This window comes from Mucilaginibacter sabulilitoris (assembly GCF_034262375.1).
Lineage (GTDB): Bacteria > Bacteroidota > Bacteroidia > Sphingobacteriales > Sphingobacteriaceae > Mucilaginibacter > Mucilaginibacter sabulilitoris.
This window is the reverse complement of record NZ_CP139558.1, coordinates 880,304-902,297: the sequence shown is the minus strand read 5'-3', so window position 1 is coordinate 902,297 and position 21,994 is coordinate 880,304. Positions and strand designations below refer to the sequence as shown.

The following is a 21,994-nucleotide window of genomic DNA, read 5'->3' as shown; positions in this document are numbered from 1 at the left end:
TGCCCTTCTAAAATCAATAGAGATGATTAACCAACTAATAAGCCTGTCCCTTAAAAACAGGTATATCGTATTGCTTGTCGCCCTCTCGCTTTTTGGCTGGGGCGTATATGCGATCAAACAAAATCCGATCGATGCCATCCCCGACCTTTCGGAGAACCAGGTCATTGTGTTTACAGAATGGGAGGGCCGCAGCCCGCAGATCATGGAGGACCAGGTGACCTATCCACTTGTCAGCAACCTGCAGGGAATCCCAAAGGTGAAGTCCATCCGTGGGACGTCGATGTTCGGGATGAGCTTTGTTTATATCATATTCGACGACAAGGCGGATATATACTGGGCGCGCAGCAGGGTACTGGAAAGGCTGAATTACGCGCAGCGACTGCTGCCAACAGGGATCACGCCAAGTCTTGGCCCTGACGGTACCGGAGTCGGCCATATCCTGTGGTACACACTGGATGCCAAAGACATTGACCTTGGCGAACAGCGCGCACTGCAGGACTGGTATGTGAAGCTTGGCTTGCAGACCGTGCCGGGGGTAAGCGAGGTCGCGTCCTTTGGCGGCTTTGAAAAGCAATACCAGGTAAACATTGACCCCCATAAGCTAAATTATTATCATATCCCGCTCAGCCAGGTCCTGAAAGCGGTCAAAAGTAACAACAACGATGTGGGCGGGCGAAAATTCGAAATGAATGGTACCGGGTATGTTGTACGCGGGCTTGGCTATATCAAAAGCCTTGAGGACGTAGAAAATATTCCCGTAGGCACCGTGAACACAGTAGCGGTAAAAGTGAAGGATATCGGTACTGTCCAGATGGGCGGTGACCTGCGCCTTGGCATTTTCGATGAGAACGGCGAAGGGGAGACCGTTGGCGGCATCGTCGTGATGCGTTATGGCGAGAACGCGGATAAGGTCATTCATGCGGTCAAGGATAAGATGACCGACATTCAAAAAGGATTACCTCGCGGCGTCAAATTCAAAATTGCCTATGACCGCAGCGGGCTAATCGAAAGCGCTATCGGCTCGGTTAAGCACACACTGATCGAAGAAATGATCACCGTTTCCCTGATCGTCGTACTATTTCTGTTCAGCTGGCGCAGCGCGCTAAGTATCATTATTCAAATACCGATTACGATCGCGGCCAGTTTTATCCTGCTGAATGCGTTCGGCATATCCTCTAATATCATGTCGTTAACGGGTATCGCACTCGCCATCGGGGTGATCGTTGATAACGGTATCGTGATGGTCGAAAATTCACACCGCAATATTGCAATTGCCCAACAAAAGGAGAAATCATGAATACACTGGAAAGAATCAAAATCATAGAGGCCTCCTGCAAGCAGGTTGGACGGGGCGTTTTTTTTTCCACGCTCATTATCGTTGCTTCTTTTTTGCCGGTGTTCCTGCTGGAAGGCCAGGAAGGAAAGCTTTTCGGGCCGCTGGCATGGACCAAAACGTTCATACTCGCTATCGATGCCATCCTCGCCGTAACGCTTACCCCGGTACTTATTTCCTTTTTTGTCAGAGGAAAGCTTCGGCCTGATGACCATAACCCATTCACCAGTTTTCTGGAAAGGGCTTACCGGCCGCTACTGGACTGGTGTATCCGTTGGCGAAAGACAACGCTGGGAATTAATATCGTCGCACTCCTCATCAGCATCCCCTTAATAATCAGCCTGGGCACCGAATTCATGCCGCCGCTTGACGAGGGTACAATATTGTTCATGCCGGTAACGATGCCGGATGTTTCGAATGCGCAGATCAAGCAGCTGCTACAGCTTCAGGACAAGATTATCAAAAGCGTTCCGGAAGTTGAAAATGTACTGGGAAAAGCCGGTCGTGCAAATACCGCTACTGACAATTCCCCGATTAGCATGGTGGAAACGATTATCCTGCTAAAGCCGCAAAGCGAATGGCGCAAAGGGTTGAAAAAGGAAGATATTGTTAATCAGCTAAATGCGAAACTTCAGATACCGGGTGTGGTAAATGGCTGGACACAGCCCATTATCAACCGCATTAATATGCTTTCTACAGGTATCCGTACCGATGTGGGATTAAAGGTCTACGGGCAGAACCTGGACACGATCTTTGCCCTGTCGGGCAAGATGAAACAAGCTATGCAGGATGTAAAGGGGGTTAAGGATCTTTATGTAGACCCAATCACCGGCGGTAAGTTTCTCGACATTCAGGTCAACAAAGAAGCTATTGGCCGGTACGGGCTCAGCGTGGACGATGTGAATGAGATCGTGGAAAGTGCGCTGGGCGGTATGACTGTTACCCCAACGGTAGAGGGACGAAGGCGTTTCAGCGTGAATGTCAGGCTGGCGCAGGATTACCGGAGTAGCCTTGACGCGATCAAAAGAACACTGGTACAAACGCCGAATAATGGCCCTGTTCCCTTGTCCTCTGTCGCAGACATACAAATCAGCGACGGCCCTGCAATGATCCAGTCCGAGAACGCATTGTTGCGCGGCACCGTACTTTTTAATGTCAGGGACCGGGACCTGGGCAGCACGGTAAAGGAGGCGCAGGATAAGCTGAACACTCTTGTAAAAACATTACCGAAAGGTTACTTTATCGAATGGAGCGGGCAGTATGAAAACCTGATTCGTGCCGAACACACCTTAAAAATGATAATGCCGGTAGTGCTGCTCATCATTTTCGGGTGTCTTTATTTTGCCTTTCATTCCATTAGAGAGGCCTTTTTCAGCCTGATCAGCATACCCTTCGCACTCATCGGCGGTGCGTACATCGTATATTTTTTTGGAGTTCATTTATCCGTAGCGGTAGCTGTTGGCTTCATCGCGTTATTCGGTATTGCGGTTGAAACGGGTATTGTAATGGTGATCTACCTGAACGATGCCATGCTTCAACTGATTGCACTGAAGGGTAATTCAAGTGAAACAATCACAAAGGAAGACCTGCGCCACTTTGTGATGGATGGCGCCATAAAGCGGTTAAGGCCAAAACTGATGACCGTTTGCGTGGCTTTGTTTGGCCTGGTGCCTGTTTTATGGTCGACAGGGACTGGTAGCGATGTCATGCGCCCTATCGTGCTGCCGATGATCGGCGGTGTATTAACCTCATCCACCCACATCCTGCTGGTCACCCCGCTCATTTTTTTAATGGTAAAGGAATACGAGCTACGGAAATACGGGAAGCTGGATATAAAGAAACATTAATATGAAAAAGATATTTCTTCTACTGCTCGCTGCAGGCTTGCAGCCAGTTAAGTCGCTGAAGGCGCAAACGGCCGTTCTTCCGCTGGACTCGGTGCTTGTCAGGATCAATCGGATAAATCCGGCCCTGCTCGCCTATACCTCGAAGGCAGTTGCGCAAAAAGAGTATGCAAAAGGTGCAAGGAACCTGGATGCGCCGCAGATCAGCGCCGGGCAATATCAGACGCCCTATGGGCTGAACCCGAATACCGGGTCATTTATGATCCAGGCACAGCAGCAATTCGTCAACCCGGCGAAGCTCAGAGCCAATGAAAGGTACATGGAGGGTATGTCGGCAGTAACCGAACAGGAACATGCCTACCTCAAAAACCGGCTTCTGGCTCAAGCGCGGAGTTATTATTACGACCAGGCCGTACTGGAAAAAAAACTTACGTTACTGGAAAACACGCGTAAGTTACTGGAGTACATGCTCAAGGATGCTCATATCAAACTGACCTATGGGAAGGAAAAGCTTCCTAACCTTTATAAAGCAAAAGCGGATATTTTTGAGCTGGACAATTTGAAGTTGCAGCTCGGCAACCAGCTGCTGCAAAATACGGTGATGCTCAATACCCTGATGAACCAGGACAAGCAGATTGTATTTGAAGTGGATACTGCTATCGCAGTGCAAAACTATGAGACCCTGCAAACCGACACGGCGACGCTGGCGGCGGCAAGAAGCGACATCAAGCTAATCGACCGGAACATCCGGCTACAGCAATTAAATACGGAGGTGCAATACAGTAAGCGCAAACCCGACTTCGGTATTCAGGCCGCGCATATGTTTAGTTACGGGGGGAATTCTAATCAATACATCCTGATGGCTTCGGTCACCATTCCTATCGTCCCCTGGGCGTCACGGGAATATAAAGCGAACCTGAAAGGCATCCGTTATGAAACTCAGCAGCTTGAAAATGAAAAGCAGGATAAGCTTAACCAGGCTGAGGGGCAGCTCGCTTCGATCAGGCTGGATATCCGCAGTAAAAAAGAACAGCTAAATAATTATGACCAAAACATTGTTCCCACACTGCAAAATAGTTATAGAGCGGCTTTATTAGCTTATGAACAAAACAACGGTGATCTTTTATCGGCGCTTATTATTGTCCGCGACCTGCTCACAGCCAAAATGGGCAGATTAGACCGGTTACAGGAACTATTACAACTACAAGTAGCTTATGAAAGAGAAAATGAAAAATATTAGGGCGATGGCAACGTTCTGTCTCGTGTTGCTGGCGATAGCCGGCTGCGGGCAGAAACCGGGAGAAATGCAAAACTCCCCTGTAAAAAAGAAGGATTCTGCAGTGATAAGCTTAAAAACCGTATTGCAGCCGGTTAACTCCGCGGTAATCACCACCGTCCCTGCGGTCCTTCCGGAACAAAAGACCTTACCGATAGTTATTAGAGCCGACGGATATCTTGACTTCGACACGAGAACATTCAATAATATTGCTGCAAGGTTTCCCGGGCGCATCGAAAAGCTGTATGTAAAATACGCCTTTCAGCCGATCCATCGGGGTGAGCGTGTCTTTGATATCTATAGTCCAGAGATGGTTTCAGCGCAGCAGGACCTTGTTTTTCTGAGCAAAAGCGGTAAAGCCGATGAGAATATGCTGCAGGCGGCCCGGCAAAAACTGCTACTGTTGGGGATGACAGCGTCCCAGGTGAGTGAAGTTATTCAGACGGGTAAGGCTTTTTATAGCCTGCCTGTTTACAGTCCTTATGAGGGTCATGTTCATGATATGCCGCACAGCCAAATGCCGGGAAGCGACGATCCTAAACCAGTGGATGACTATGCCACGAACATACCGCTATCGATACGTGAAGGCAGCTACGTACAGCGGGGGCAAACTGTTTTTAACGTGGTCGACCCGCACCGCTTGTGGGCGATCCTGAAAATTACGGCATCGGATGCGGGGAAAGTCCGGCTTAATCAGCCGGTGACGATCAGCCTCCCCGACCTCCCCGGCAAAACGCTCATCGGTCATGTGAATTTTATTGAGCCCTTATTGGAAAACGGGGATAAAACCACCAGCATCCGTGTTTATCTGGATAATATGAATCACGCGCTAAAAGTCAATAGCCTGGTGCAGGCAGCTATTCAAGCAGGGACACGTACAGGCTTGTGGATACCCCGTACTGCAGTGCTTGACCTGGGAACCACCCGGATCGTATGGGTAAAAGAAAGTGGGCTTTTCAAAGCGCGACCGGTTCAAACCGGGCTAAGCCTGGATAAAAACATCCTGATCACCAGGGGGCTTACACCGGCGGACAGTCTGGCGAGCAACGCCCAGTATTTAACAGATAGCGAAGGTTTTATTAAAACGCAATGAGATGAAAAAATCAATCATATATCGAACTGTCTACAGTAGGGTGGCCCGGTTATCTTTGGCAGTGTTATTAATCGCTGCATTTTTTGTAGCTTGCAAAAAGAAAGTGCAGCCAAAGGAGAGTTCAGCGAAAGTTGTCAAAGCACCCACCAGTAAGGCCTATTATACCTGCTCTATGCATCCCCAGGTTCATGAAGACCACCCTGGAAACTGCCCGGTCTGCGGGATGAACTTGATCAAGGTGGAAGTATCACAAATGAGTATGTCAATGGGAGGAAACCGCGTTTTACTGACCAAGACACAAATGCAGCTCGGTGGGATTAAAACGGATACAGTAAAAGAACAAAATACAGGAGAGGAAAAATCCCTTACCGGCACAGTAACCACCAATGAAAACAAAACGGATCAGTTAAGCGCCAGGATAGCCGGCAGGATTCAGCGGCTTTTTGTACGGACAACCGGAGAAACTATTCGCATCGGTCAGCCCATCTATACGGTTTATAGTGAAGACCTGCTCGAAGCTGAAAAGGAATATCTGCTGGCTAAAGAACAGGCAAAAAAACTGAATAATCCGGACGTGGATTACCAGCAATTAATTGCCGGAGCAGAGAACAAATTACTATTATGGGGCCTTACCCGTGTACAAATAAGAGAACTTGCAAAGACAGGGGAAGCGTCAGCTATGGTCACGATGCTCAGCACGATCGGAGGTACCGTGGCCGATGTTATGGTACACGAAGGGGACTATGTCAGCGAAGGTATGCCAATCCTGAAAACGCAGGCGTTAAACAGCCTTTGGGTAGAGGCGCAGTTATATGCAAGTGAAACTGGCAGTTACCGGGATCACGATCCGGTCAATGTGAGCTTCCCGGACCTCGGTGGGCAATCCATAAAGGGAACTATCGATTTTATTAACCCGGAGCTTTCCGGTTTTTCTAAGGTAGACCTGATCCGCGTTACAATTCCAAATCCACAGGGGCTGATTAGACCGGGGATGCAAGCTTATGTTTCGGCCGGAGGCGGTGAAAAGCGCAGTCTTGCGGTACCGGCATCCGCTGTTATTTACGGCGGTAAGGGCGATCTGGTATGGGTAAAAAATGCAGATGGCAGCTTTTCTGCGCGGATAATCAAAACCGGGCCAGGTAATTCAAGCTATGTATCGGTGCTTTCCGGTTTGACGGCCGGCGAGGTCGTGGTTACCGGAGGCGCTTACCTGCTGAACAGTGAGGCGTCCTTCGGCAACAGTGACGGGCAGATGAATATGTCCGGAATGGATAGTAAGATGGATTCAAGGATGAAAATGGACCCGAGGATGAAAATGTAAGAGTTGGGAATGCCATACGGTTTGCAAATCGTTTACGATCATTGATGCCGGCCAAAAGCTTCCAGTCTTTCGCAGGTGAATGGCAGAGGTTTTTGCGATCCGTTACTGGGTCGGCACTCTTTGGGCTTAAACCGTTTTTTATGGTTGGCTTGGCTCCAACAATTTTCCATTCGGAGCCCTGACGGATAGGTAAAAATAAAGGTCCGGAATCAACTATACTTGCTTCCGGACCGTACCATTCGGTTGTTCAGTTACCTCCGCAACAGGGGAAAAAGTAATTCCCCTAATCATGCCCTTCCTCCTGGCTACGACATCTATATTGCCCCTGGCCAGTAATCTCCGAGACACAAATGGCACGACATCTTCTTTGCCCACACCTGGCCAACCGGAACAACTAATATTAATTAAGAATTGGACAGTAGCATGCTTGCCGGCCCGGGACGGCAAGCATGTTAACTAAATTTAAATTGCTTTTTGAGGCATTTAAGCTACCTGTGTCCCCTTACCGATTCGTATCCGTTTACTTTTTACTTCGCCGGATAATAATCTGGCGATGTCCTCCGAATTATAATAAAGGATTCCTCCAACTTTTGTGAATGGTAAAGTGCCATTGTCCCTAAGGGTTTGTAGCGTATTATCCGAAACCTTCAGAAGGTTTTTGACCTGATAACTCTTTAGCCATTTTGGCGAATCAACGGCCTGGCTCAACAGCCCTTTAATCTGGTTCAATAGATTTGTTCCAAATTCCTTCAAATCCTCTTTTGTGATAATTTCTGCTGCCATAAAACTTGGTTTTTCGTGTGCAATTTTTTGGCATCCTAAGTTACAATGCCAAAACCTCATTCAAATATCCCTTAAATGACCTCAGAAAATATCCGAGTTTATCCGAGTCGGATTTGATAAAAAGCCCAAACCACCGATAATCTATGGGTCTGAGCTCAAGGAACAATGTCTGGTTAAGCTGAATGACGTCCTGCAAGGAATATCAATTGGCCACCATGGTAACTTTCATGGCTCGCGCGGCTTAACAAGACGCTCAACTTATTTCGGCTTGGGTCGGCGGCGAAGTCAGCCTCTGAAACGCGCATGTGTCTGCCTAGCCACCAATCAGTCGTTTGGGAAGAAAAATCCATCATCAATTTTTTATTTACCGCCTCCCATTTATTCTTTAAATCAGCGATAGAATACTCATGGTCAATGTTAGCTTCGCTTTCTCCTAAATATTTTGCAAGTTCTGGAAACATGGTGTTTCCAAGTCCAAGGGTATAAAAGATGTCATCTGAAACCGCTATTAAATGTCCCAAAATGTACATTCCTGTATTACGCCCAGGAGCTACACGTTCAAGATAAGTTTCATCGGCATGCTTGTCGAAAAGTGCGCTAATGTGGTTGTTATTTGTTTGCCAGAATCCCAAAACCTGGTTTATAACTTGTAAAGACTGATTTGTTTTCATAAACAATAATACGAACCGTTATATTACTAAAACAGACCGACTTGTTTTTATGATGTTCTAATGACTTAGAAAGATAACGCCGGAATAAGTCCCTTTCCCATGTTTGGGTTCGAGCCCCATCCTTTATCCCTGTAGTTATTAAACTTTACGGGTTCGAACCGAGTTCCGGGCACTTAGCAAAAGTACCACAAGCGGGACACTTGCGGTAGCGGGGTTGAGAGTTTAGTTTTTTAGATGTGCCCATGAGAGACTCGAACTCTCGTTTGCCAACGCAAGGAATTATTTTAATTATTTTAATTATTTTTATACTTGATACATGTAAACATATTTACTGGCATTATTTTCACGCTTAAGCCGACAATATCTAATAGTAATTTCTTACCTTTTTAATCATTTAATTTTCCTTCTTGGTACAATAGAACATCTAATTTTTTCTTTATGAAAACTTTATCATTATTGTTTTTATTGGTTATGTTATCGTTGGTATTAAAAGCGCAACATAATGGCGATAAACCTAGTACAAATATAGAAATGAAAGGGGTCACTGTAGAACGCTCCCCTGCTCGCCAAATAACTGAAAAGCCTGGAAATCCAGGGCCTAAAGATCCGCAGCCAAATAATACTTTAAAGGGCGTTTCTAACCCTCCAGCAATTCCAGTGGTTCCAAAAGCGCCAGTTGGAGCTTCAGAGATAACTATCTCGTGGATTAAACAAATGCAAATTCATTTAAAAGCTACAACCAGAATCAAAGCACTTATAATGGCAAATCCAATGCTTGATGTACTAACTGGAAATCCAGTTGAATTAGCATTATCTATCAGCTTAATGGTAACAAATGGAGATTTAGAGGAAATTCCCCAAACCTTTAAACAGCTAGATGATATAACAAAAGCGGCTCTAGAAAAGGACGCTATGGGTGCTAAACTAGAAATTGAAAGAGAAATACATGAAAAAAGCGAAAAAGGGGAAAATACGGATCAACTTAAAAAGGAAGAGCAGTTTTGGGAAAAGATTGAAAAATCTGCTTTTAATACAATAATTAATAAACCAAATATTTCTTCAACGTCAATCGCCTACACGAGCGGAAAATGTATTGGGGAAATTAAATCTGATGTATTTGACGAGATTAGTAAATCTTTTGGAATTAAGTTCTTTTTAAGTGCTCATATAGAAAATGGCATGAGTAAAGATTTGAAATTATATGCTGAACTAAAATATTCTCAAGACTCTATTTTTAGCACAAAGGATGAAGTATTACCTCAGCATAGATATTTTATATCTAAGAGAGTTATCAGTACGATGCCTCATTTTTCATATACTTCAGATTCAGGAAATTATATATTTATTCCATTTTCTGACTTAAAGTTAGTTGGGGGATCAAAAACCTTTTTCAAAGGGAGAATAACTATTTATTGTTACAACGATTTAATAGGAAAAACTGATTGGAAAGACTTTACATACATACCACCCTTTTTATTTGGTAACTAAACCTCCTTGTTAGCGCATACACCCTCTTACAACAATTTAAGCTTAAAGCCTTAAATGTTTGAGGTAGAAGTTATGAACTTCGATCAATTAAGTGATGTTATAAGCATTTTCAACCGCTCGTAGCATAGCATCTTCCTCACCGGAATGCAGTGATAATTCTTCAGGCTGATTTTAGTTAAACCAAGCGATGGGTATACTTTAAAATCAATTCAATGCGGAAAATCTATAATATCCTGTAAGTGCTTACGCTCAAATTCATTATTTTGATGTAGACCTGTGATGAACTTAGGCGCATTTCCTGACCGTAGTTCATACGATGTAACGCACTAAGCCATAGAGAATTTACAGAAAATTAAATTCTGCGAACGCTGAGGTAAGGCTGACCGTTGAATCTGTAATTCCGGACAGATTAATCTTCACGGTTTATTTAGTTTAATGTCGCTGTCTAGCATTTTTTTGACATTGAGATCCCGAATGATTTACGTCAAAGTTGGTCTTCGAAAAATCCTCAAGGCTCACATTCCCTGATTTATCAAGTAAAGACAAATCGTTAAAAATCGCGTTGCAATCGATATATCCAAAAAAATCTCCGCGAATTATTTAAATTGCATTTATTACCGGACCTTATAATGATCACTTTAAACGATTTCCCATCAGATGCTCGGCCATACCTAAAAGAAATTGCAGACCGTTTATGGTCGAAACATGCCGCTGTCATGATTGGCTCAGGATTCAGCAGGAATGCGGTTAAGAACGATCATACCAAGCATGATTTTCCCACCTGGTCAGGGCTCGGCGACCTTTTGTATGAAAAACTACACGGCAGAAGACCCGGAGCTAGTGAAACCTATCTAAACATATTGAAGCTAGCCGACGAGGTTCAAGCTGCCTTTGGACGTCCCGCATTGGATAAACTTGTTCTTGACAGTCTGCCCGATCTTGATCATAGCCCATCGGATTTGCATATCAACCTCTTGAATCTGCCATGGAACGATATTTTCACGACGAACTACGACACCCTACTGGAAAGGGCAAGTCAAAACGTTTATGCCTATAAATATGACTTGGTCGTTGATAAAAATGAATTGATATTTGCTGAACAGCCGCGAATTGTTAAACTGCATGGCAGCATGCCCTCTGAACGTCCTTTCATTGTCAGCGAAGAAGATTACCGGAAATACCCCCGGGATTTCGCCCCTTTTGTAAACACCGTACAACAGTCACTATTAGAAAATACGTTTTGTTTATTGGGTTTTTCTTCCGATGACCCTAATTTCTTAAACTGGATTAGTTGGATCAATGACAATTTGGGAGTAAACAATGCGCCCAAAATTTACCTCGTCGGTTCATCCAGCTTAACTGATGCTCAACGACGGCTTCTACAAAGTAGGAACATCATCGTTGTTAAACTGAATGAAGAAGGTAGCCAGCTTAGTCACCAGGAGACCCTACAAATTTTTTTTAATTACTTAACGCACTACAGAGATAATGAACGACCGCTAAACTGGCCGGACAAAGCAATTCACTACACGTCACGTGACCTGCCACAAAAGGTCCAAGACATAATACAACATTGGGGCGCTCTTCGCCGAAATTACCCGAACTGGCTGATTGCTCCACTTCAACAGAGAAAAGATCTGTGGGCGTTTACCGGAAATTTCAGATTAAGCGACTTAGACCTTTTATCAATTAAATCTCCAGATGACCTTCAATTAATTTATGAATATAACTGGCGGATGGAGCGATGCCTTTGCCCGATACAGGATAGTGATCTTCCGAATTATGAAGCTGTGCTTCAAAAGTATGAAAGCCAGGTTACAAACAATATATTGAACCGACGAGGTGGTGAAGTCGAAGACCAATGGCTGGCGGTCTGCCTAAATGTCTGGAGATATTATCGCGAAGAAAGCAATACCGACCAGTGGCAGGCATGTGCTGCGACCCTAGAAAATTTCCTGCCATTTCTGGAAGGAGAAAGGGCAGCCAACATCTGGTACGAAAAATGCCTTTTTTTCCTTTACTCATTAGACTACGACCTTGTTAAGAAATGTCTTTCCGAATGGCCCGCCAATTCCGGTCTACCTTATTGGGAAGCCAAAAGGGCCATGTTACTGGCAGAAACCGGACAGCCAAGTGATGCCGCACCGATCCTTGAAAACGCCCTGTTCAATGTCCGCAAGCGTACGCCGAGCGTAGACAATCTGACAGATTTCACCTGGGTTTCACAGGAAGCATACCTGATGCAGTTGCTTCGTTATGTCACCCGGAGCGTTTCCTTCGCTAGGGGTAACTTGCGAATGGAGGCAGACAGCAAAGATTTTGTTGACAGACAAAATAAGTTGAAATTATTCAACTGTGATCCATGGCAGGAATTGGAAACCTTTGAGCTAATGCTTGAACACCCCGCTCGCGATTTTGAGCAACCGGAACGCCTACAAATGTTTCGTCTCGGGAAGACCACCACGGTCCATCGTTTAGGCGGCACCAACAAAGATTTACTGGCGGCCTACCAGTTTGTGCGTTACCTGGAAGACACCGGTATCCCACCCAAACTGGGCGCAACGACTTATGGCGACAAAGCCTTGAAAGAAGCGATCCTACGCATCGGTCAATCATCTAGATCGTGGGCTTTTGGCCTTATCATGCGTTCAGGACAGGAGAAAAGTGCAAAAGAATTGCTTACCAGGAATTTCGTTGCCGAACTTCCGCGTACGGAATGCAACCGCCTGATCAGGTATTTCCTCGATTTAGGCCACAAGATAATAGCGCAACCGACCGATAATAATGAAACGCAGAAAAAACGGTATGCAATCCCGCTGATTTTGTCCCGACTGATTGTAAAAAGCTCATATGAAAACAAGTTATTTATTGCAGAGTTCCTGTTAGCGATTTACCGTTCCGATGCGCGCTGGCACCATGGCGCAATACCGGAACTTTGGCGGCAACTGTTTGACGCAACGAGCAAACGGGAGCAATTCGGAATGATTGAATTGCTGCTCCGCTTTCCGGTGACGGCGGCAACGAACGACGGACATCCGGAATACCCTGAACCTTTCAGTTTCCTTAAGCTAAGGAAAAAACCTGCTTCGGAAAGTAGATACTGTCCTGCTAAAGAACTCATAGATGAATTATTAAAGCTGTCGCTTTTGGATGACGGCAGGCGCACCAATGCTTTCCACCGGCTGATCAACCTTTACTCGGTCGACCTGCTTAATTCGCGGCAAATATCGGCTTTGGCCAAATCCTTGTGGGCGATCACCAATGAAAACGGCCTACCCGCAAAAACCGAATATCTTTTTTTCTCATTTATAAATATCCCGTCTCCAGTTGGTAGCAATCCCGTAGGGCTGTTTAAGCGCTATATCCTGGCCTATGAACCTAATTTGCAAAGTCGGGAAAACAAGCAGGGTATCGGTTTTACGCAAGGTGAGAATCAAACCCTGTCAGATTTGTTCAACGGATCAAAACGCTTACATTTTGATAAAGGCATTACCTGGACGGAAGACGAGGCATACCAAATCTTTTGCAAACTTGTCATTTGGTGGGATGGAGATAAAAAATATTTACTGGAAAAGGAAACGCCAAGCGCGATTGGCAACGTCCCGCAAGAATTTCGGTCAAGGTTTCATCATCTCAGAAGAATCTTAGGTGAGGTTCTGGCGTTAAATAGTTTTTGGGAGAAAAAGGTCGAGATTGGCGAAACGGTCAAACGTCTGGTCAAGGAAATGGCTTGTCATGGGTTGCCCATAAATAATCTTAAATTGTCTTTCTTGAAGCTCTTTCCGGAATACGCCAAAGAAGTTGTTCAGGAAATCGAAAATAGCTTGGCTATTAACGATCCAGGTATTGCTACGGACGCCTATAACATGATCATCGACCTCACGGTCAGGCAAGATATACGGCATGAGCTGGAAGGGCGGTTTGAAGCGTTAGTTAGCTTAGTTGTTCATCAGATCAAATGGCGAAATTATCCTATCCTAGTTAATGCGCTGCACACCATTGGTATGATGCTTTCAAATTGTCCCGATGAGTTAACGCCTAACCATCATGAGGACCTTTTGTTTGGCCTCGGGCACTTGCTTACAGAGACACGAAAAAAAGAAAAATTTACAGTGGATGAACTGCTCGTTTTTAGGAAGCGGGCGACACGGCTGGCGGGTAGACTATTTCAATTTTACAACAGTTCTAACCTAGAGTTACCGGCCGCTTTGGTAAACTGGAAAGAGGCGATGGTAAGGAAGGAAGAATTTGATGAAATAATTATCGAATGGGAAGGTGAACAAACCTTATAAACATGCGAATATTGTGATATTTTCTAATTGTGCCCGCAGTGCGGGCACAATTAGAAAACGGTGGATTTATATTAGAAATCTTAATGATTAACCTCTATTTACGCTTATTTACCTCATTTTGTATTTCTTTCGTCAGTTGTTCAGCTGTCGGTAGGTAAAGTTGATATTTCGAAGCAAATACATTACTATTCTCAGGCAAGGTAAACTTGACCACAGTATCGTTCTTTTCGAGGCATAGTAAAATTCCGACCGTAGGTGTTTCATGGCGAAGTCTTTCAATCCGGTCATAATAATTCACATACATCTGCAGTTGACCTAGATCCTGATGAGTGATTTTATGAGTCTTTAGTTCAATGATTACAAAACATTGGAGGAGCCGGTTATAAAACACCAGGTCTACATAGAAATCATCACCATCCAAATGGATTCGCTTTTGACGGGCGACAAAGGAAAAGCCATTACCTAATTCCAACATGAATTCTTGCAGATGTGTGATTAATGCAGATTCCAGGTCCTTCTCGTAATATGACGCTTCCGGCTTCAATCCAAGAAACTCCAGAATCAAAGGGTCTTTAATGATGTCTTTAGGCTCCTTTGGAGAATCGTCAATGTTTGCGGCTTCTTGTAGACTCCCTTTATCCGTACTTAATAACAATCTTTCGTACAAATGACTACTTATTTGCCTTTCCACCTGCCTTGAGGTCCAGTTATTTTTTACGGTTTCCTTTTCATAGAATGCTCTTTTTCCTTCGTTTTCAATGCCTAACAAGATTGAATAATGCGTCCAACTCAATTGTGCAGGCAGTGCCTGCACAATTGGGTAGCTTCTGTAAAATTGCCGGAAGAGGTTCAAATTTCGCGAAGAGAATCCTCGTCCAAATTGAGGCTGCAATTGTTCAGAAAGATATTTGATAAGACGTGTTCCATACGCTGCACGATCACGTCCATGCTGTTCCTCCTCAAAAATTCTATTACCAATATGCCAATACATTATTACTCGCTCTCTGTCAACTGAACGAGCAGCTTTTTCCCGTGCCGTGCTGATAATCGCTTGAATATCGACCACGATAGATTGCGTTAATGTCATACAGCTCGTTCCTCCTCTATATTTGCTTCCTGCTTTTTACCCATGAATTGCAACCGGTTTTTCAACGCGTCCATATCCCGATTCACCTTTTTGTCTTTCATCTTTGCATAAATCTGCGTTGTCGAAAATTTAGTGTGTCCAAGCATTTTGCTAACTGTCTCCAGCGGCACATCATTTTCCAGGGTTACTGTGGTGGCGAAAGTATGCCGTGCAATGTGGGTAGTAAGTAGTTTATCTATCCCAGCGAGATCAGCTATTTCTTTGAGATAAGCATTCATTTTTTGATTGCTTTTAACAGGTAACAATCGGTTCTCAACAATTCTGGCGGAATGGTCGCTATAGCGTTCAATAATATCCAGGGCCTGAGGGATTAGTGGAACGTTCGACTCAATATCAGATTTGGTACGCGTTGTTATGATCCACTTTACATCATCAGTCCTCGTAACCACATGTTGCGGCGTCAGTTTTTCTACATCAACAAAAGCATAACCAGTATAACAACAAAATAGAAAAGTGTCCCGCACTTCGGCTAACCTTGGCATTTTAAAATTATGTTCGGCAAGTGCAATCAACTCCTCCCATTCAAGCACAACCCGGTTTACCTTTTTATAAGTGCACTTGAAAAGATTGAATGGATTATGGCTCATCCAGTTATGATTGACGGCCAGGTTAATAACCTTCTTAAGGTTTTTAATATACCTCATGACGGTGTTATGTTCAATCTTATGCTCCGTCTTTAAGTATATCTCTAAACCCGATACAAATGCATAATCGATATTTTCAAGGAACAGGTCATCTTTCTTGTATTTATGCTTTATGTAATCTGCTGTTTTGCTTCGTACCGTTTTGTATTTGGTCAACGTAGCTTTCACATAGTCTTTGCCTTCCTTTAATAAGGCCTCAACTCCCGCATTGTGCTCATCAAATATTTCTAATAGCATCCGGTGAACTTCACCCTCACCGGTAAACTTTTGTTTAATCTTTTCGGCTGTAACGAAATCCTCAGATCGTTGGAGTTCATAAAAGATGGATTGAAGTTCATTAGTAACCTCGATCAATCGTTGGTTAAGGTCTTTAATTTGCTGACCGGATCCCTTTACATAGCAGGACTGGGCATCCCAGTCTTTAGGGTCTACTTTTCTGCCGATGGAAATTTCTGCGCGTTTACCCAGGTACGTGATCCTCGCGTATAATGGAACTTTACCTTTTGCATCTGTTTTTCTTTTGTCAGTCCAGATTAAAACTGAGAACTTTTGTGAGCTTTTCATGTCACCAATAATTTTAAGTTACCTAATAAGATTAATTACTGCGTCCGTTTGAGCCTTTTTGAGGCAAAAATTTAGGCTACAAGTAATTTAAAATCAACTCATTAACAAGAAATTCGGTGACCAAAATCCGACCGATTGGGTTAGTCACCGATTATAACGCAAAACACCCAAAATGAGCCTTTTTCGTCCGGGACTCGAACCCTCGGATCAATCGGAACCGTAACCCTGAGAAACGGAATGAATCACCAAATACAATTGCCTCCTGATATCCATTTATATCATAAAATTTAAGGCATTTTGCGCTCTGATTTATGATTAAACACATTGAATATCAGCATATTGTGTTGATTGGCGACAAGGTAGAATTTTATACCAATGAACCGAATAGGTCACCGGCTGAGTCATAAATACTGAGGCGTTTTGCGCAATTTTGAGGTAAAAAAAAACGCTTAAACCAGATGATTTAAGCGTTTTGCGTAGCCTTGCGGCTCTTTTAGCGGAATGGACGGGACTCGAACCCGCGACCCCATGCGTGACAGGCATGTATTCTAACCAGCTGAACTACCACTCCGTTTTTGGGTCTGCAAATATACGCAGCTTTTTATATTACGCAAGTGATTTTTGAAAAAAAGTTATTGCTTATAATTTTATCCTTCTTTTAAATTATAGGATAGCTATTTTATACAAATACAATCTCCTCTATATCAGGAAAAACCGGCAAAAAAATATATTTCCGCATCCATTTTATTTTTCTTGATTTATTTTTTTTTATTTCACGCTGAGGTTAAAATATTGGCTTCCGGCCTCACCATTTGTGGTTATTCCCTGCACTAAGCCGATGTATTCGCCAGTTTGGTCTGACGTGTAAAATGATACCTGGGTTTTCCCGTTCGGACTGATGCTAATATTGGGTTGCCAATACAACAGGTTCCTAAAATCGGGCAATCTACTTTTCGAAGCTAAATCGGTATCATAAACCGGCGAGTAAAATTCACGTTGTAGTTGCAAGCCTTCGTAATCAAGCACAACCGCATGCGGATCTACTTCAACCCCGCCCAAGTCACCTTTATAGGTGGTATAACTTAGTATTCCCTCATGTACTGACGGACCATAAAAATATCTTTCACGCATTACCTCAAGCTTTCTTACTTTCAACGGATCAATAGCTATTACTTTATCTATATTAAATACCGGCACATCATCAAGCATAACCAGGGGATCGCCGTCTAAAAAACCATTATCGTTCAGTATTTTTATATGATATCTCTTCTGCGACCTTACAACGTTAACCTCTCTTATATATTCACGTAATACCTCTTCCATAGTGGTAAAACGGGTGTAATTATCTAAAAGGTAGGTTTTATATGGTTTTCCATAAAATCCTGAGCTATCAACTCCCGGATCATAAAATTGCTTTAACTGATTACCTGTATACACATTTTGCGCTTGCATGGCTATGCTATGTTCTTCTATAGCTTTTTGTGTACCCGGAGTTAAATTAAATTTGGTCACAGGAGATTTTGTGTACTGTTCAGAAAATGGACTTAAAACATCTATACGAAAAGCAGTATCCCGTTCTGAATTTGTTTGGGCAATTATTTCACCCGGACCAAATAATTGCTTGGTGTTAAATATCAGCCTTCCCAGAGAATCACTTTTTGAGGCGTACAGCTGAACTCTTTTTCCCGGAACGCTCAAATATGCCACTATGTCTCTCGCGGGGGCTCCAGTAGCCGTATTTACAATCCTCGCCGATATTAAGTGGTCATTATACTCCGGTAAAAAGTTAAATACAGGGGCGGTGTTGTTCAGCACATTGTTCCACTGAAATCTTCTCCATCCCTGCGAAAGCATCAGGTTGTCAATAGCTTCTTCGGTTTCGGGATTAATGTTCTTAAAATAATAGTCGGGCGATTCAATATTTCCACGCAGATCTGACCTCAGCCAAAGGTAATTCGTAATATTGTCTGCATCTGGATGCTGCAACGAATCGATCCGGTAAACGGATAAAGATAAATTGACGGGCGATGAATTACCGGATATATTTTGAGCAGAGATATTTAAGCTTACCTTTTTGCGCGGTGCGTATTGGGACTGATCGGCAACAGCTCCAATAACCAGTTGCTGCTTGGGTCTCTTAAAATAAAGCCGTTCACAAACAGGTTTCTTAGCGCTATTAAAAATGGTTATCTGCGATATGCCATCACCAAGCTTTGTTTTATCAATCACAAAACTGGCGGTGCCTGAATTAAGGTTTGTGCTTTCCGCTACTTTAATCACTTGCCGGGTGTGCGCAAAAAGATATACTTCACCCTCAGCAATGCCTGTAGTGCTTACCAAAATCTGTAATTGCATACCATTATCCTTTAGCTGCATTACATAACCCGAACTGTTTACAATTGGCAAATCTTTGGTAACCGGATTACTGAAACCAGTTTTGATAATTGCTTTGTAAGTGTTATTTGCAACTGGCGTAAATATAAAGTTCCCCATCCCAAATTTTAGTGGCCGAAAATGAGCTACAGTATCATTGTGCTGATCGATAACAGCTCCTGTATATACTGATAACCCTTTGCCATCAGACGCCGTAACCTTAAAAGCAACTTTACTCATAATACCCGCCACCAAATTTCCTCCCTCCGGAAAAAATTGCACATCATAACTCACAACCGTTTCTTTCAACGGCGCATCGGGTGATTTTAGCGGATTAACAATTAAGATATTTTTTTCAAAATAATAATCGGGACTAAAATTCTTCATCCAGTTGGTATATGCCCGAAACTTATAATTACCATTACTTAATGATACCGGAATATACAATGAACCACTGCCTATACCATTTTTCATGGCAATTTTTGCCTGCAGCACAGCATTATTATTGTTATCGAGCACGTCTACATATACAACTTTGCTTAAATCAAGCGGTTTATGATGACTGGCGTCTACATCGTATATCTTAAACCACAATATTTCACCAGGTAAATAAGCGCTCTTATCTGTATGGACAAATATTTTTTCCTGCACAACTCCCTGCTGATACTGAGCAAAACTTTTTGATATCTGATTTATGGCCTGTGCCATACAGTTTGTATGCAACTGTAGTAAAATCAGTGTTAATAAAGCTGTAATTTTAACAGTTCCCCTAAGTTTTCTCATAACCTATACCTGGTTGTTTAGTATTATTTATCTTTCCAAAATGCTGGCCTTTGAGTCCTGCCCCTTATGGTGCAAACTGAACAAACCTCTGAAGAATAAGTATATCCTATTGCGATTCCCTCCACAAATATTTTTGCTAGGGGGATTCCACCTCCGTTAATAATATAAGCGTTTACCTCTGCTACACCTGACTTAGGGTTAAGGTAACGTGCAGAATCGGGCATACCACAATCATAAGGGTATTTAGCAATCCAGTCATCAGGTAGTTGTGAATTATCTATGTATATTCTTTTCGACTGTGTATTGGTAACGGTTATAAAGCCAATAACCGGTTCGGCCGAATTATTTATATTATGGATATTGCCTTTCAATTGTGTTGGCTGGGCATCAAATATGCTACCTAACTGCTCGGTGTTTTTTCGCATATTTTCCCAGAACTGATAGCCGTCTTTGGTTAATGCATATTGTTTAAGCAGTATGCTGTACCTTAATTCCAGCTTTTCTGCATCACGCGGAATGGCTGTTATAGGTCCCTGAAATATTACATCCTGTGCAAGCTTGGCCGATGAGCCAATAATAATATTGCTTGACCTGTCATCTGCAAAACAGTAATATACCTCTTCACCCGTACGCCGGCCCCTTACTTCCTTAGCAACATGGTCAACTAAAAAATCAGAATTGAACCTGGCATGAAATCTCCAGGTTTCTGCATAATCCCAACGGTAATATCTTGTTTTATCAGCCGGATCATGTGTATTTACGTACACCTGCACCGTATTATTTTTGAGCACGAAACCAATGCTGTCAATCGGAGGAGTTGGTGTTACGGCTACATAATCTGACGCGTATTCTTTACGATCTGAAGTTGTAATATGTAAGCGGTACTTTTTAGTTACATCAAGATGCATGGGGCCCGTAAAATACTTTCCATCGCCAAGCGATTGCAAATCATAGGTAGCTCCTCCCTGATCACTTTCAACAGCGACAGCGCAGTCGGTTACAGGCTGAGTTTTTACATCTTCAGAAATTTTAACCGTTTTACTTAAGCTAACAAAGGTAGAATCATTACCGCTATTAATTACACCCTCAACAACCAGGTAATGATTGTCTGAACTAACCACAGGCGGGTTATACGGTTTCCTGCACCCTGTAGCCATAACTAACAGGAATATCAAATAACATATATAATTATCTTTTATCATTCTATTATTTCCAAAATGCCGGCTGTTGAACCCTGCCTCTTATGGTGCAAACTGAACAAAACTCTGTAGAGAAAGTATAACCTACGTCAGCTCCTTGTATATACATTTTTTCCAAAGCAATTGCGCCTCCTCGAACAATAAATGCGTCTACCTCTGCTATGCCCGATTTTGGATTAAAATAGCGTGCTGAATCGGGTATACCGCAGTCATAAGGATATTTAACAAGCCAATCGTCGGGTATCTGCGAATTATCAATAAAGATCCTTTTCGACTGCGTATTGGTGACACTTACATAACCTATAACGGGTTCGGCAGGGTTGCTTATGCAATGGATATTACCCTGCAGTTGCGTAGGCTGGGCATCGAATATACTACCCAGCTGCTCGGTATTTTTCTTCATGTTTTCCCAGAACTGGTAGCCCTCCTTAGTAAGGGCGTACTGCTTGAGGAGGATACTATACCTTACAGATATCTTTTCTGCATCCCGCGGAATAGTTGTTATTGGCCCTTGATATATTACATCCTGCGCAAGCTTTGCCGATGAACCGATAATGATATTGCTCGATTTATCATCTGCAAAACAATAATACACCTCTTCATCGGGCCGACGCCCTCTTACCTGTTTGGTTACCGGATCAACTATATAATCTGACTGAAACTTGGTATGGAACCTCCAGGTTTCTGCATAATCCCAACGATAATAGCGCGTATTGTTTGCCGCATTATGTGTATTTACATATATCTGCAGGGTATTGTTCTTTAGCGTAAAACCAATACTGTCAATAGGTGGATTTTCCTTTACCTCTACATAATCTGAAGCATACTCCTTATTGTCAGATGTTTTAATGTGCAGCCGATATTTTTTTGTAGCATCAAGGTGCATAGGGCCTATAAAATACCGGCCATCACCCAGGGGTTGCAAATCATACATAGCACCACCTTGTTCACCCTCAATAGCAACAGCGCTATTGATTACAGGCTGCGATCGCACATCTTCTGCTATTTTTACCGTTCTGCTCAGGCTAACAAAGGTTGAGTCGTTACCGCTGTTTATTACTCCCTCTACAACAAGATAATGATTGTCAGAGCTAATCACAGGAGGATTGTATGGCTTTTTGCACCCCGTAGCTAAAGCAAGCGCAAGTAAACAATATATATAAGTCAACTCCCTGTTCATTGC

Annotated in this window: 14 protein-coding genes and 1 tRNA gene; 7 read left to right on the top strand and 8 right to left on the bottom strand. The window is 43.3% G+C overall.

All coding sequences use genetic code 11. From position 1 onward, the window contains the following. Positions 1–22 precede the first annotated feature (22 nt). The 5 genes from SNE25_RS03985 to SNE25_RS03965 are packed head-to-tail and all read left to right on the top strand — an operon-like array spanning position 23 to position 6,867. Positions 23–1,297, top strand: a complete 1,275-nt coding sequence (locus tag SNE25_RS03985; protein WP_321563795.1) for an efflux RND transporter permease subunit — start codon at positions 23–25, stop codon at positions 1,295–1,297. Beyond that, complete coding sequence (locus SNE25_RS03980; RefSeq protein ID WP_321563794.1) at positions 1,294–3,180, top strand: efflux RND transporter permease subunit; 1,887 nt, start codon at positions 1,294–1,296, stop codon at positions 3,178–3,180. Before SNE25_RS03985 ends, SNE25_RS03980 begins: the two co-directional genes overlap by 4 nt. A 1-nt stretch (position 3,181) precedes the next feature. Beyond that, entirely contained in the window at positions 3,182–4,417 is a 1,236-nt protein-coding gene (locus SNE25_RS03975; protein ID WP_321563793.1) for a TolC family protein, read from the top strand. 4 nt (positions 4,418–4,421) lie between these two features. Further along, complete coding sequence (locus tag SNE25_RS03970; protein ID WP_321563792.1) at positions 4,422–5,546, top strand: efflux RND transporter periplasmic adaptor subunit; 1,125 nt, start codon at positions 4,422–4,424, stop codon at positions 5,544–5,546. A 1-nt stretch (position 5,547) separates the two neighbouring features. Next, a complete protein-coding gene (locus SNE25_RS03965) occupies positions 5,548–6,867 on the top strand; it encodes an efflux RND transporter periplasmic adaptor subunit (protein ID WP_321563791.1) in 1,320 nt (439 codons plus the stop codon). A 483-nt stretch (positions 6,868–7,350) separates the two neighbouring features. On the opposite strand, the gene SNE25_RS03960 is transcribed toward SNE25_RS03965, so the two are convergent. Together SNE25_RS03960 and SNE25_RS03955 are read right to left on the bottom strand one after the other, a co-directional pair. Continuing rightward, entirely contained in the window at positions 7,351–7,650 is a 300-nt protein-coding gene (locus SNE25_RS03960) for a helix-turn-helix domain-containing protein (protein WP_321563790.1), read from the bottom strand. A 173-nt stretch (positions 7,651–7,823) separates the two neighbouring features. After that, the gene (locus SNE25_RS03955) at positions 7,824–8,321 is read right to left on the bottom strand and encodes a DinB family protein (RefSeq protein ID WP_321563789.1); all 498 of its coding nucleotides are present in this window, start codon (positions 8,319–8,321) and stop codon (positions 7,824–7,826) included. A 438-nt stretch (positions 8,322–8,759) separates the two neighbouring features. Between SNE25_RS03955 and SNE25_RS03950 the strand changes: the two genes are divergently transcribed. Both SNE25_RS03950 and SNE25_RS03945 read left to right on the top strand, forming a co-directional pair. After that, a complete protein-coding gene (locus tag SNE25_RS03950; protein ID WP_321563788.1) occupies positions 8,760–9,809 on the top strand; it encodes a hypothetical protein in 1,050 nt (349 codons plus the stop codon). Between the two features lie 629 nt (positions 9,810–10,438). Further along, a complete protein-coding gene (locus tag SNE25_RS03945; protein WP_321563787.1) occupies positions 10,439–14,101 on the top strand; it encodes an SIR2 family NAD-dependent protein deacylase in 3,663 nt (1,220 codons plus the stop codon). A gap of 94 nt (positions 14,102–14,195) precedes the next feature. Here the strand turns inward: SNE25_RS03945 and SNE25_RS03940 are convergent, their stop codons facing one another. The 6 genes from SNE25_RS03940 to SNE25_RS03915 form a co-directional block, all read right to left on the bottom strand. Then, a complete protein-coding gene (locus SNE25_RS03940; RefSeq protein ID WP_321563786.1) occupies positions 14,196–15,188 on the bottom strand; it encodes a PDDEXK nuclease domain-containing protein in 993 nt (330 codons plus the stop codon). Further along, positions 15,185–16,456 carry a site-specific integrase gene (locus SNE25_RS03935; RefSeq protein ID WP_321563785.1) on the bottom strand — a complete coding sequence of 424 codons (1,272 nt, stop codon included), beginning with the start codon at positions 16,454–16,456 and terminating at the stop codon, positions 15,185–15,187. Before SNE25_RS03935 ends, SNE25_RS03940 begins: the two co-directional genes overlap by 4 nt. Positions 16,457–16,953: 497 nt before the next feature. Continuing rightward, positions 16,954–17,027 (bottom strand) — tRNA-Asp (locus SNE25_RS03930). A gap of 197 nt (positions 17,028–17,224) precedes the next feature. Next, positions 17,225–19,612 carry a hypothetical protein gene (locus SNE25_RS03925; protein ID WP_321563784.1) on the bottom strand — a complete coding sequence of 796 codons (2,388 nt, stop codon included), beginning with the start codon at positions 19,610–19,612 and terminating at the stop codon, positions 17,225–17,227. Between the two features lie 23 nt (positions 19,613–19,635). After that, positions 19,636–20,814, bottom strand: coding sequence for a DUF4249 domain-containing protein (locus tag SNE25_RS03920; RefSeq protein ID WP_321563783.1), 1,179 nt, complete (start codon positions 20,812–20,814; stop codon positions 19,636–19,638). Positions 20,815–20,818: 4 nt separating this feature from the next. Further along, positions 20,819–21,991, bottom strand: a complete 1,173-nt coding sequence (locus SNE25_RS03915; RefSeq protein WP_321563782.1) for a DUF4249 domain-containing protein — start codon at positions 21,989–21,991, stop codon at positions 20,819–20,821. Between the last annotated feature and the right edge of the window lie 3 nt (positions 21,992–21,994).

Bases quoted from the DNA above. Each gene is read 5' to 3' on its own strand.
- SNE25_RS03985 (WP_321563795.1), top strand. From the start codon at position 23: ATGATTAACCAACTAATAAGCCTGTCCCTTAAAAACAGGTATATCGTA.
- SNE25_RS03980 (WP_321563794.1), top strand. From the start codon at position 1,294: ATGAATACACTGGAAAGAATCAAAATCATAGAGGCCTCCTGCAAGCAG.
- SNE25_RS03975 (WP_321563793.1), top strand. From the start codon at position 3,182: ATGAAAAAGATATTTCTTCTACTGCTCGCTGCAGGCTTGCAGCCAGTT.
- SNE25_RS03970 (WP_321563792.1), top strand. From the start codon at position 4,422: ATGGCAACGTTCTGTCTCGTGTTGCTGGCGATAGCCGGCTGCGGGCAG.
- SNE25_RS03965 (WP_321563791.1), top strand. From the start codon at position 5,548: ATGAAAAAATCAATCATATATCGAACTGTCTACAGTAGGGTGGCCCGG.
- SNE25_RS03960 (WP_321563790.1), bottom strand. From the start codon at position 7,650: ATGGCAGCAGAAATTATCACAAAAGAGGATTTGAAGGAATTTGGAACA.
- SNE25_RS03955 (WP_321563789.1), bottom strand. From the start codon at position 8,321: ATGAAAACAAATCAGTCTTTACAAGTTATAAACCAGGTTTTGGGATTC.
- SNE25_RS03950 (WP_321563788.1), top strand. From the start codon at position 8,760: ATGAAAACTTTATCATTATTGTTTTTATTGGTTATGTTATCGTTGGTA.
- SNE25_RS03945 (WP_321563787.1), top strand. From the start codon at position 10,439: ATGATCACTTTAAACGATTTCCCATCAGATGCTCGGCCATACCTAAAA.
- SNE25_RS03940 (WP_321563786.1), bottom strand. From the start codon at position 15,188: ATGACATTAACGCAATCTATCGTGGTCGATATTCAAGCGATTATCAGC.
- SNE25_RS03935 (WP_321563785.1), bottom strand. From the start codon at position 16,456: ATGAAAAGCTCACAAAAGTTCTCAGTTTTAATCTGGACTGACAAAAGA.
- SNE25_RS03925 (WP_321563784.1), bottom strand. From the start codon at position 19,612: ATGAGAAAACTTAGGGGAACTGTTAAAATTACAGCTTTATTAACACTG.
- SNE25_RS03920 (WP_321563783.1), bottom strand. From the start codon at position 20,814: ATGATAAAAGATAATTATATATGTTATTTGATATTCCTGTTAGTTATG.
- SNE25_RS03915 (WP_321563782.1), bottom strand. From the start codon at position 21,991: ATGAACAGGGAGTTGACTTATATATATTGTTTACTTGCGCTTGCTTTA.